The following is a 12,793-nucleotide window of genomic DNA, read 5'->3' on the forward strand; positions in this document are numbered from 1 at the left end:
CGATGAAGATTTTCTGGCGCATCCTTCGCATTGTTATCTACGCGCTGCTCATCCTGCTGGTGGTGGCGATCGGCGCGCTGGTCGTCCTGACCGGCACCGAAGGCGGCCGCCAGAACCTCGCCGGCCTGATCTCGAAGCTGGCTTCGAGCGAGGACCGCAAGGTGACGGTCGCCGGCATCGAAGGCATCTGGTCGGGCGCGCTCAGGGTCGACCATGTCGTGCTGGAAGATCGCGCGGGCCCCTGGATGGTGGCGCGCAGGGTGGCGCTCGACTGGTCGCCGACGGCGCTGCTCTCCCGGAATTTCAATGCCGACCGCTTCGCCGCCGAGCGGATCGAGCTGGCGCGGCTGCCGCAGCCGAGCCAGCAGCCGTCGCAGGGCGGCTCGTCCAGCCTGCCGGTGTCGATCGAGGTGAAGCAGATCGACCTGCCGGAGATCGCGCTGGGCCAGGAGCTTGCCGGCAGCGGGATCGCCGAACTGGCCGCCAAGGGCTCATTTAAGGCCGATCCGTCGCCGCTGGCGATCGAGAGCGTGCTCAATGTCTCCCGCCATGACGGCAAGCAAGGCAATGTCGACGCCAAGATCCATTTTGCGCCGGCCGACAACAAGCTCGACCTCGATCTCAAGGCGTCGGAGCCGTCCGGCGGCATCATCGCCAATCTGCTCAAGCTGCCGGATGCGCCATCCGTCAACATCGTCGTTTCCGGCAGCGGGCCTTTGGCCAACTGGAGCGGCGTCGGTACCTTCATGGTCGACGGCCGGATCGTCAGCCAGCTGACCGGCCGGCACCAGCTGACCGACAAGGGCCACCGCATCGAGGCCAAGGGCGATGGCGAGTTCGAAGGGTTCCTGCCGGAGAAGATAAAGGCGCTGTTTGCCGGCAAGACTAGCTTCGACCTCGCCGGCACCGCGACCGCATCGGGTGGGATCGATATCGAGCAGGCCACCATCGAGAGCGACTCGGTGCACGGCGCCGCGACCGGCAATGTCGATCCGAAGGGCGCCAGCGACCTGGCGGTGGAGCTCTCCGCCAAGGACAAGCCCGTCACCGTCGATGTCGGCAACAGCGCCGTTCCGATCCTGGTCGCGGTCGAAAAGGCCACGGTGCGGGCCTTCGGCGACGGCAAGGCGCCGATGGTCGATATCGGCACGTCGCTCACCTCGGTCGCCGTCGGCGGCACCCAGCTCAACAACATTACGGGCGAGATCCATTCCGACGGCTTCGACATCGAAAACCGCAGCGGACCGGTCAGCATCAAGCTCGCCGCCGCCGGGCTGAAGACAGACGTCGCCACATTGGCGCCGCTGGTGACCGGCAAGCTCGCGGCGGATCTTTCCGGCACGATCAGCCGCGAGACCGTCGCCATCGACAAGGGCACCTTGCGCAGCGATGCGCTCAATGCCGGGCTGACGGCAAATGTGGCGCTGGCCGATCTGTCGATGACGCTGAAGATGAATGCCGATGCCGTCTCCAAGGCGTTGCCGCCGCAGATCGGCTCGCTGCTCGGCGAGCGCGTGAAATTCTCGGCCACCGCCACGCGCGATCCGCAAGGCGCGTTCGCCGCCAACTCGCTGGAGATCAGCTCCGGCTCGCTCAGCGCCAGCGGCACCGGCAGCATGCAGGGAACGGACCTCCAGGCCAGCGTCAAGGGTACGCTGGGCGACGTCTCGCCGCTGTCGTCGCTCGCCGGCACGCCGCTCGCCGGTGGAATCAATTTCGCGCTGAGCGCAAGCGGACCGCGCCTTGCGCCGGATTTCACGGTGTCGGCCGACAGCGCCAGCCTGACGGCGGCGGGCCGCACGGTGAAGGACATCAAGCTCTCGGCCAAGGGCAAGGCCGATGTCGCCAATCCCACAGCCGACCTCTCGTTGACCGGCAATGCCGAGGGGCAGGCGCTCGACATCGAGGCTTCGCTGGTGACCGCCGACGGCAAGCGCTCGATCAAGGGGCTCAGCCTGGCGCTCGGCGACAACAAGGTGTCGGGCGATCTCGCGCTCGACGACAAGTTCCTACCGCTCGGCACGCTGACGCTTGCCGTGCCCGACATCGGCCCGCTGGCGGCGCTGGCAAACCAGACTGCCACCGGCGACATCAACGGCACGATCGCCTTCTCCAAGGAGGGCGAGGCGCCGACCGTTACCATCGACGCGGCCAGCACGTCGATCGCGCGGGGCGATCTGGCGGCGAAAGCCATCACCGTCAACGCGCTGATCGCCAACTACCTGAAAGGGCCGGCGATCTCGGGCACGATCAAGGCCGACAATATGACCTCCGGCAGCACGGTCATCAGCGGCATCGGCATCGATTTGAAGCGCGACGGCGACTGGACGAACTTTGCCGGCGGCGCCACGGCGTCCGGCATTCCGGCCACCGCCACCGGGCGGGTGAAGATCGCCAACGGCACGACGAGCGTGGAAATCACGTCCGGCGAGGCGACGGTGCGCGGCATCAAGGCGGCCATCGCCGAGCCTTCCAGCCTCTCCATCGCCAATGGCGTGACTGCAATCGAGAAGCTCGCGCTCAATCTCGGCGGCGGCTCAGCGACGGTTTCCGGCAGCGCCGGCCAGACCTTGGACCTGACGGCAAGCCTCGCCAACCTCCCGGCGGCGCTCGCCAATGATTTCGTGCCTGGCCTCGACGGAGCCGGAACGGTGGAGGGCACGGCACATGTCACGGGTCCATCGTCCAACCCCGACGTGCAGTTCAACGCGAAGGTGGCGGGCGCCGAGACCAGCCAGACCCGGCAGGCGGGGCTCGGGCCGCTGGATCTGGACGCTGCCGGCAGCTACACGCTGGCGGGCGGCGTCGCCCTGGACCACGCCACGCTGTCGGGCGAAGGGATTTCAGGCAAGGCTGCCGGCACCCTCAATCCCAATGGAGCCAGCGACTTCTCCCTCGATCTTACCTCGTCGGGGGCCAGCCTGCCTTTGACGGTCGGCAGCGCCGAAAGCCCGGTCAAGATCGCGGTTCAGTCCTTGTCGGCAAAGATGGCGGGCGAAAGCACGCAAGCGCGGCTCGATGTGTCCGCAATCCTGCCTTCCATCGCCGCCAGCCAGGCGAAGGTGGACGGTCTCACCCTGGCGCTGCATTCGGATGCCTTCGACCTCAAGGGGCGGGCGGGTACGGTTTCCGGCACGGTCTCGGTGGACAGGATTGGCCTCGACAATCCGATGATCGCGCCGCTGATTGCCGGCAAGGTCACAGCGAAGGTCAACGGCCGACTGGCTCCCGATGCCGTCGCCGTCAACAGCGGTTCGCTGACCAGCGATGCGCTCAATAGCCAGGTCGCCGGCCGGATATCGCTGGGCGACGGCGCCGTCGACCTCAATATGAAGGCCGATGTCGTTTCTTCCGCCTTGCCGGCGGCGGTGCGCGGCATGCTTGGCGAGACCGCGCAGTTGAGCGGTGCGCTGAAACGCGATGCCAATGGCAATGTCAATGTCGAAGGGCTGAAGCTCAATTCGGGGGCGCTCAGCGCCGATGGGCAGGCGAGCCTTGCCGACGGCAAGCTGGCCGCCGGGATCCGCGGCGCATTGAGCGACGTTTCGGGACTCTCGAAAGACGCCAAGGGCGCCATCGCTTTTGCCCTCAACGCGCAAGGCCCGGTCACCGCGCCCGACCTGTCGATAACGGTGGACAGCGACCGTCTCCTCGTGGCGGCGCGCGAGATTACCGGCTTGAAGCTGGCGGCCAGCGGCAAGGCCGATGCGGCCAATCCGGCGGCCAATGTGCAGCTCACCGGCAATGTCGCCGGGCAGAATTTGCAAGGCAGCGCGGTGCTCGCCACGACCAATGGCAGCCGCGCGATCAACGGGCTTCTGCTGTCGCTCGGCCCGAACAAGATCTCCGGCGATCTCGTGCTCGACGACGCCTTCGTGCCGGTCGGCACGGTTTCACTCGACCTGCCCGATATCGGGCCACTGGCCGCGCTCGCGCTGGAAAAGGCCGAGGGCAATGTGCGCGGCACGATCGCCTTTACCAAACCGGCCAGCGGGCCGAATGTCGCGGTCAAGGCGAACACCTCGCAGATCAAGCGCGGCGATCTCTCCGCGAAGAACGTCGCCATCGATGCGCAGATTGCGAACTATATGGCGGCGCCGGTCATTCAAGGCACGGTGCGGGCCGAGAGCGTGACTTCTGGCGGCACCGCCATCACCGGCATCGATGTCGATCTCAAGCGCGACGGTGACTGGACCGGTTTTTCCGGCGGCGCCACCGTCAAGAACATTCCGGCCAAGGCGGCCGGTCGCGTGAAAGTGGCGAACGGCACGACGACCATTGAGCTCGCCTCGGGCCAGGCGACGGTGCAAGGCATCAAGGCCGCGATCGCCCAGGCCTCGACCGTGACCATCGCCAATGGCGTGACGACGCTCGACCGGCTGGTGCTCAACCTCGGCGGCGGCACGGCGACGGTCACGGGCAAGGTCGCGCAGGCGCTCGACATCAACGCCAATCTCGCGAGGGTGCCGATCTCGCTCGCCAACAGTTTCTCGCCGGGCCTCGCCGCGGCCGGCTCGATTTCGGGCACGGTCAAGGTCACCGGCGCGCCGGCCAGCCCGTCGGTGGCCTTCAAGATGGATGCTTCCGGTGTGCAGACCTCGCAAACGCGCGGCGCCGGGCTTGGCGGCATGAATGTGTCGTCATCCGGCACTTTTGCCGGCAACAAGCTCGCCTTCGACGCCAACATCAGCGACGGCGCCGGCCTCGGCCTCAAGGGTGGCGGCTCGGTGACGACGGCAGGCTCGCCAACCTTGGCGCTCGACTTTAGCGGCAAGGTGCCGTTCTCCTTCCTGGCTGCAAAGCTCGCCGCGCAAGGGCTGGCGCTCAACGGCACCGCCAATGTCGATGTGCAGGTGCGTGGTCCTGCATCCGCGCCGGTTATCAGCGGCAAAGTCACGACATCCGGCGCGCGGCTCATCGATGCGCGCTCCGGCCTGGCGGTGAACGATGTCGCCGCCGACGTCTCGATCGGCGGCGGCGTTGCCAGGATCAACCGCCTGACCGGAACGCTGTCGACGCGCGGCAGCCTGTCGGCGAGCGGCACCGTGGGCATCACGCCGGCGCAGGGCTTCCCGGCCGATCTGTCGATCAAGCTCACCGACGGCCGCTATACTGACGGCCGGGTGGTGACCGCCAATCTCGGCGGCGACCTGACCGTCAAGGGGCCGCTGGTCTCGGCGCCGGTGATCGCCGGCACAATCAACCTGGCGAGGACGGTCATCACCGTCCCGGAAAAGCTGCCGGGGTCGCTCTCGGCGCTGGATGTGAAGCACAAGAACGCGCCGGCGTCCGTGCGGGCGCAGGACAAGGCGCTGCGCCCGGCGACGTCCGGCGGCGGCAGCAACAGCGGCAGCGGCCTGACGCTCGACGTGACGGTGAACGCGCCGAACCAGATTTTCATCCAGGGCAGGGGCGTCGATGCCGAACTCGGCGGCTCGCTGAAGCTGACAGGCCCGGCTTCGGCGCCGCGGGCGATCGGCACCTTCACCCTGCAGCGCGGACGGCTGATCATCCTTTCCAAGCGCCTCACCTTCACCGAGGGCACGATCGGGTTCCAGGGTTCACTGGTGCCCTATCTGAACATGACGGCGACCACGACGACGAGCACCGCCACGGTCACGGTCGCCGTCTCGGGGGAGGCAACCAATCCGAAGTTCACCTTCTCCTCCGTGCCGGCGCTGCCCCAGGACGAGATCCTGGCACAGCTCATCTTCGGTCAATCCATGTCCAAGCTGTCGCCGCTGCAGATCGCGCAACTTGCGAGCGCCGCCGCGCAACTGGCAGGCGTCGGCGGTTCGACCTCGCTGCTCGAGAACCTGCAAAGCGCCATCGGCGTCGACGATCTCGACGTGACGACGGACGAGAAGGGTGGTACCGCGGTTTCGGCCGGCAAGTACCTCAACGACCGCACTTATGTGACCATACAGAAGGGCGACAAGCCTGGCTCCGGCAAGGCGACGATCGACCTCAATGTCGGGAAGGGGGTTAAGCTGCGCGGCGAGGCCAACGACGCCGGCGAAGCAAAGGGTGGCGTCTTTTACGAACGCGAATATTGAGGTTGCGCCGGCCTCCCCGGGCCTGGCGAACCGGGCATCGGCCGTCGGCGCGGGGCTCCTATCCTTATCAAATGTATTGATTTAATCGCCCGCGGCGATTTTTTCGGGAATCCGCATCGCGCTAACAAATTTGCGTCAAGACTGTCGCTATCGCGCGAACCGGGTTGCACTCAAAGATGCACATTCCCTAACATGTTCCCACTTCACACCGTGTTTTGACATCACGGTCTGGATGCGGAATGTTACAAGGCGGAAAGCCAACAATGGGAGTAAGTCATGGCAATCTATACAAGCAACGGTGATCGCGTTCCGGATCACATCCTGAAAATGGCCGAAGAAGCCAAGGCGGGAAAGGTGGATCGTCGCGAATTCCTGGCGCTCGCCAGCGTTTTCGGAGCGTCCACGGCGATGGCCTACGGGCTGATCGGTCTGGCCGATCCGACCCCGGCAAGAGCTGACGACGTGCAGGGCAAGAAGGGCGGCACACTGAAGGTCGCGCAGTGGGTCAAGGATCCGAAGGATCCGCGCAAGGCCGACTGGTCGGAAATCGCCAATGCCGAGCGCCAGGCGCTCGAGCCGCTGGTCAAGTACACCACCGACTACACGTTCCGCCCCTATCTCCTGGAAAGCTGGGACGTCAACGATGACGCGACCGAGTACACGCTGCACGTACGCAAGGGCGTGACCTGGTCGAACGGCGATGCTTTCACTGCCGACGACGTGATCTTCAACCTCAAGCGCTGGGGCGACAAGAAGGCCGAAGGCAACTCGATGCCCGGCCGCCTCGGCACGCTGGTCAAGGACGACAAGCTCGACGAGAGCGCCGTGACCAAGGTCGACGACATGACCGTCAAGCTAAAACTCGGCAAGCCGGACATCGCGCTGATCCCCAACATGTGCGACTATCCGGCCCTGATCGTTCACAAGAGCTTCGACGAGAAGGGCGGCGATTTCAAAGCCTGCCCGATCGGCACCGGCCCGTTCGAGCTGGTGTCCTACGACGTCGGCCAGAAGGTCGTCTACAAGCGCCGCGCAGACAACAAGTGGTGGGACGGCGAGGTGTTCCTCGACGGCATCGAGTTCATCGACTACGGCACCGATCCGGGCGCCATGGTCAGCGCCTTCGAGGCTGGTGAAGTGCACACCAATTTCGAGACCTCGGCCGACTATGTCTCGATCCTTGACGGCATGGACTTGGTCAAATCCGAGGTGGTGACGGCCGCCACCATTGTCTGCCGCACCAATGTCAACAACAAGCCCTACGACAACCAGAAGGTTCGTCAGGCTCTGCAGCTCGGCGTCGACAACGCCGTCGTCCTGCAGCTCGGTTACGGCAATGCCGGCACGCCGGCCGAGAACCATCACGTCAGCCCGATCCATCCGGAGTATTTCGAACTGCCGAAGATCAAGCGCGACGCCGCCAAGGCCAAGGCCCTGATGGCGGAAGCCGGCCAGGCCGATTTCGAGCACGAGCTGATCACGGTCGACGAGGACTGGCACAAGAACACCGGCGATGCGATCGCCGCTCAGCTGCGCGACGCCGGCATCAAGGTCAAGCGCACGGTTCTGCCTGGCTCGACCTTCTGGAACGACTGGACGAAATATCCGCTGTCGATGACCAACTGGAACATGCGGCCGCTCGGCGTGCAGGTTCTTGCGATCGGCTACCGCACCGGTGAAGCCTGGAACGAGACCGCCTGGTCGAATCCCGACTGGGATACCAAGCTCAACGCCGCGCTTGCCGTCGCCGACGCGGCCAAGCGCAAGGAGATGATGAAGGACATCGAGCAGATCCTGCAGGATGCCGGCATCATCATCCAGCCATACTGGCGCAAGCTCTACAGCCACTCCACCAAGGCGGTGCAGAACTACAAGATGCATCCGACCTACGAGCATGACTACGGCAAGGTCTGGCTGGAACAGGCCTGATCGGAACGAACGGACAAAGGGGCGCTCGGCCCCTTTGTCCCCTTCCTCGCGTGACCCGGGACCGGAGAGCCGCTGCAGCGAAAAATTTGCGGACTCGTCGAAGGTGGTCATGCAATAAACTAGGTTGATTGCATTCGAAGGTCTGTTTGCCGGCTTGCTCCGCATCGCGGGCGGCGTGGTCGCGCAATCAGGTTCCCCAACCCATCGGCAGGGGTCCGCCATGCTTTCTTTCATCCTGAGACGTCTCGGCACCATGGCGCTGACGATGCTGTGCCTGACCTTGATCGTTTTCTTCCTGATTAATCTCGGTCCCAATCTGAAGAAGCTGGCGATCAGCCAGACCGAAATGCACACCTCCGCCGAACAGCTGGAAAGCTGGCTGGTCAACCATGGCTACCGCCAGAACTTCTTCGTGCGCTATGGCCAATGGTTAGGGGTTCTCCCCAAGCAGCCGATCACCGACCCGGCGACCGGAAAGCCGGCGCAGCGCTTCTCCTTCTGCAACGATCCGACGGAGCCGAAATTCTCCGGCGTGTTGCAGGGCGACTTCGGCTGCTCGACAAAGTTCAAGACGACCGTCGCGGCGAAGCTCTTTCCGGCGCTCGGCGCCACAGGCTTGTTGATGTTCTGGGTTCTGGCGGTGATGGTGCCGATCTCGCTGCTGATCGGCATCCTTGCCGGCATGCGCGAGGGCTCGCGCACCGACCGCACGCTGTCTGTCGCCTCGATCGCCTCGACGGCGACGCCCGAATATGTGTCTGGCGTCATCTTCACCGTCATCTTCGCATCTTGGCTGGGCTGGCTGAACGGCTCGGCGGCCTCGGCGAGCCAGGGCCTCACCTTCTACAATTTCACCCTGCCGGTGATGACGCTGGCCATCTACGGCATCGGCTATATCGCGCGCATGACGCGCGCCTCGATGGTGGAGGTGATGACGCAGCAATATATCCGCACTGCCCGCCTCAAGGGTCTGTCCTTCGGCAGCGTGGTCGTCAAGCATGCGCTGCGCAACGCTTTGATCGCGCCGTTTACCGTCATCATGCTGCAGTTTCCCTGGCTGCTCACCGGCGTCGTCATCGTCGAGGTGATGTTCCGGTACCAGGGGTTCGGCTACACGCTGGTCGAGGCTGCCGGCAACAACGACATCGACCTTCTGCTCGGCTGCTCGCTGGTTTCGGTGTTCATCGTCTTGATCACCCAGCTCATCTCCGATGTCGGCTACGCGTTCCTCAATCCGCGCATCAGGGTTCAATAAGGGGCAGGGCCGATGCAGACCGAGTATATCAATGCCTTCGACATCGTTGTCGGCGTGCTTTGGCGTTTCTGGCCGGTATGGATCGCGTTGATCCTGGTGATGGGCGTCAGCTTTGCCTATAAGAAGCGGCTTGGCCTTTACGGCCAGCTCTTCGACAGCGGCGTCGGCATCGCCGGCGTCTTCATCTGCCTGTTCTGGCTGTTCACGGCGATCTTCGCCTCGACGATCTCGCCTTTCGATCCACTGGCGCAGGTCTCGATCATGAAGGACGCGCTGCCCGGCGCGGTCGAGCCGACGTCCAAGCTGATCTATTATTTCGGCGGCGACAAGCTCGCCCGCGACGTGTTCTCGCGCATGGTCTATGGCAGCCAGATCGTGCTGATCATCGCGCCGGCCGCCACCGGCTTCGCGCTGATGGTCGGCATCACGCTCGGCCTGCCGGCCGGTTACTATGGCGGCAGGATCGACACGCTGCTGTCCTTCCTCGCCAATCTGGTGCTGGCTTTCCCGGTGATCCTGTTGTTCTACCTCTTGGTGACACCGGGCATCATGGACACGCCGATCCCCTATGCGATGGCGGGGCTGTTCTTCCTGTTCCCGATCATCTTCTTCAGCGTCCTGTTCTGGACGCGGTTCAAGAACCGGCCGGACCGGCTCTATATCCTGCTCGGCATCACGCTTGTCCTCGGCGGCTGGATCTATGTCGGCCTGGTCTTCGACAAGGACCCGCTGCACATCGTCCACATCGATCCGAACCAGCTCAACATCTTCGTGGCGGTGGTGTTCGCCTCCAGCCCGGGCGTGTTCCGCATCGTGCGCGGGCTGACCATGGACATCAAGACGCGCGACTATGTGGCGGCGGCGCAGACGCGCGGTGAATCACCCTGGTACATCATGCTGTGGGAGATCCTGCCCAATGCGCGCGGTCCGCTGATCGTCGATGCCTGCCTGCGCATCGGCTACACGACGATCCTGCTCGGAACGCTCGGCTATTTCGGCCTGGGCCTGGCGCCGGAAAGCCCCGACTGGGGCACGGCGATCAAGGACGCCAGCCGGCTTTTGCGTTCCTTCATCCATCCGGCGCTGCCGCCGACGATCGCCCTGATGTCGTTCGTGCTGGGGCTGAACCTTTTGGCGGACTCGCTGCGCGAACAGTCGATGAAGGATTGATGGCGAGGGTTCAGGCCCTAGCTGCTGGAACAATTTAGGATTGGAGCGACCCATGAACGAGGCAGTTCGAAATCCGGCTCAACCAATCATCGAGATCGAGAACCTCTCGATCTCCTTCTTCACCCGCAAGGGCGAGATCCCGGCCGTGATGGATTTTTCCTGCACGGTGATGCCCGGGGAGGCGATGGGCATCGTCGGCGAGTCCGGCTGCGGCAAGTCGACCGTGTCGCTCGGCATCATGCGCGACCTCTCCAACATCGGGAAGATCGTCGGCGGACGCATCAAGTTCCAGGGCAGGGACATGGGCGAGATGTCCGACGAGGAATTGCGCGCCATCCGCGGCAACAAGATCGCCATGATCTACCAGGAGCCGATGGCGAGCCTCAATCCGGCGATGAAGATCGGACAGCAGCTGATGGAAGTGCCGCTGATCCACGACAAGGTGTCGAAGGAGGAGGCCTACAACAGGGCGCTGGAGATGGTGCGGGCGGTGAAGCTGCCCGATCCCGAGCGCATGATGCGCTCCTATCCGCACCAGCTGTCGGGCGGCCAGCAGCAGCGCATCGTCATCGCCATGGCGCTGCTGTCGAAGCCGGCGCTCTTGCTGCTTGACGAGCCGACCACCGCGCTCGACGTCACCGTCGAAGCCGGCATCGTCGAGCTGGTCAAGGGCCTGGGCGAGAAGTTCGGCACCTCGATGATTTTCGTGTCGCACAATCTCGGCCTCATTCTGGAAACCTGCGACAAGATCACGGTGATGTATTCCGGCGAGGCGGTCGAGACCGGCAAGATCGAGGACGTGTTCGACCGGATGCGCCATCCCTATACGCAGGGGCTGTTCCGCTCGATCCCGCTGCCCGGCGCCGACAAGAACTCGCGGCCGCTGATCTCGATTCCTGGACAGTTGCCGCTGCCGCATGAACGGCCGAAGGGATGCAATTTCGGGCCGCGCTGCCACCATTTCGTCGAGGGCGTCTGCAACGCGGCGGAAATCCCGATGGTCCCGGTCGAGGGCCATGAGGGGCATTTCTCGCGCTGCGTGCGCTTCAACGAGATCGACTGGGAGGCGCTGCCGCCCGGCGCCAAGAAGGTCAACGAGAAGGTCGAGCCAGGCGCGCCGGTGCTGAAGATCCAGGACCTCAAGAAATACTACAAGGTTGGCGGCAGCGAGGTGTTCGGCTCCAGCGAAGGCCGCGTCGTCAAGGCCAATGAGACCATCTCGTTCACCGCGCGCGAATCCGAGACGGTGGCGATCGTCGGCGAGTCCGGTTGCGGAAAGTCGACGCTGGCCAAGGTCCTGCTCGGCCTCGAGACCGCCAGCTCCGGCACCGTGACTTTGGCCAACAAGGAAATCCAATCGACGGGTATCGAGAGCCGCGGCGTCGACACCGTGTCGTCGATCCAGATGGTGTTCCAGAACCCGTTCGATACGCTGAATCCCAGCCACAGCGTCGGCTCGCAGATCATCCGCACGCTGGAAAAGTTCAATGTCGGCAAGAATGTTGCCGAACGGCGCCAGCGCATGCTGGAACTGCTCGATCTGGTGAAGCTGCCGCGGGCGTTCGAAACCCGCAAGCCGCGCCAGCTTTCGGGCGGCCAGAAGCAGCGCATCGGTGTCGCGCGCGCCTTCGCCGGCGACGCCAAGGTGGTGGTGGCCGACGAGCCGGTCTCGGCGCTGGACGTCTCCGTGCAGGCGGCGGTGACCGAACTGCTGATGGACATTCAGCGCAAAAACAAGACGACGATGCTCTTCATCAGCCACGATCTGTCGGTGGTGCGTTACATCGCCGACCGCGTCGTCGTCATGTATCTCGGCTATATCGTCGAGCAGGGCACGACCGACCAGATCTTCTCGCCGCCCTACCACCCCTATACCGAGGCGCTGCTGTCGGCGATCCCGATCGCCGATACCAGCGTGGTCAAGAAGCACATCGTGCTCGAGGGCGACATCCCGTCGGCCATGAACCCGCCGACCGGTTGTCCGTTCCAGACGCGCTGCGGCTACAAGAAGCTGGTGCCGGACAATCTGTGCGAGACGAAGGTGCCGCCGGTGAAGAATCTCGGCGGCGGCCACACGAGCCTGTGCTGGCTTTCGGACGACGTGCTCGCCAAGATGGAGCCGGTCATCAAGTTCGACAAGGAGCACGCCGCGCATGAAGGCGTGCCGGATGATGCGCCGCACGGCAAGGGGCCGGGTTTTGCCGGTTCACCGCCGCAGCGTCCGGACGGCAAAAATGCCAGTGCGGAAGCCGACGCGACCGGAGACGGCGTCGAAGAGAACGACGCGGTGCTCAAGGCCCGTCGCCATGAAGTGCGCGACGAGGATTCGGAAACGGGTGTCGCAAGGCCGAAGGACACGACAAGGCGGCACTAACCCAGGGCG

Annotated in this window: 5 protein-coding genes; all 5 read left to right on the forward strand. The window is 64.4% G+C overall.

All coding sequences use genetic code 11. The annotated features are described in order from the left end of the window. The first annotated feature begins 2 nt into the window (after positions 1-2). The 5 genes from DPM35_RS09845 to DPM35_RS09865 all read left to right on the forward strand — a co-directional run bounded on the left by DPM35_RS09845 (position 3) and on the right by DPM35_RS09865 (position 12,784). Positions 3-6,056: a translocation/assembly module TamB domain-containing protein gene (locus DPM35_RS09845; RefSeq protein WP_112127134.1), complete on the forward strand. Its 6,054-nt coding sequence runs from the start codon at positions 3-5 to the stop codon at positions 6,054-6,056. 276 nt (positions 6,057-6,332) lie between these two features. After that, positions 6,333-7,985: an ABC transporter substrate-binding protein gene (locus tag DPM35_RS09850; RefSeq protein ID WP_112127135.1), complete on the forward strand. Its 1,653-nt coding sequence runs from the start codon at positions 6,333-6,335 to the stop codon at positions 7,983-7,985. A 220-nt stretch (positions 7,986-8,205) separates the two neighbouring features. Beyond that, positions 8,206-9,240: an ABC transporter permease gene (locus DPM35_RS09855; protein ID WP_112127136.1), complete on the forward strand. Its 1,035-nt coding sequence runs from the start codon at positions 8,206-8,208 to the stop codon at positions 9,238-9,240. Between the two features lie 12 nt (positions 9,241-9,252). Further along, entirely contained in the window at positions 9,253-10,410 is a 1,158-nt protein-coding gene (locus tag DPM35_RS09860) for an ABC transporter permease (RefSeq protein ID WP_112127137.1), read from the forward strand. Between the two features lie 52 nt (positions 10,411-10,462). After that, on the forward strand, positions 10,463-12,784 hold the full coding sequence (locus tag DPM35_RS09865) for a dipeptide ABC transporter ATP-binding protein (RefSeq protein WP_112127138.1): 2,322 nt from the start codon (positions 10,463-10,465) through the stop codon (positions 12,782-12,784). Positions 12,785-12,793: the final 9 nt, after the last annotated feature.

This window comes from Mesorhizobium atlanticum, assembly GCF_003289965.1.
Taxonomy (GTDB): domain Bacteria; phylum Pseudomonadota; class Alphaproteobacteria; order Rhizobiales; family Rhizobiaceae; genus Mesorhizobium; species Mesorhizobium atlanticum.

Coding starts and splice junctions, on each gene's coding strand:
- DPM35_RS09845 (WP_112127134.1), top strand. CDS start 3: ATGAAGATTTTCTGGCGCATCCTTCGCATTGTTATCTACGCGCTGCTC.
- DPM35_RS09850 (WP_112127135.1), top strand. CDS start 6,333: ATGGCAATCTATACAAGCAACGGTGATCGCGTTCCGGATCACATCCTG.
- DPM35_RS09855 (WP_112127136.1), top strand. CDS start 8,206: ATGCTTTCTTTCATCCTGAGACGTCTCGGCACCATGGCGCTGACGATG.
- DPM35_RS09860 (WP_112127137.1), top strand. CDS start 9,253: ATGCAGACCGAGTATATCAATGCCTTCGACATCGTTGTCGGCGTGCTT.
- DPM35_RS09865 (WP_112127138.1), top strand. CDS start 10,463: ATGAACGAGGCAGTTCGAAATCCGGCTCAACCAATCATCGAGATCGAG.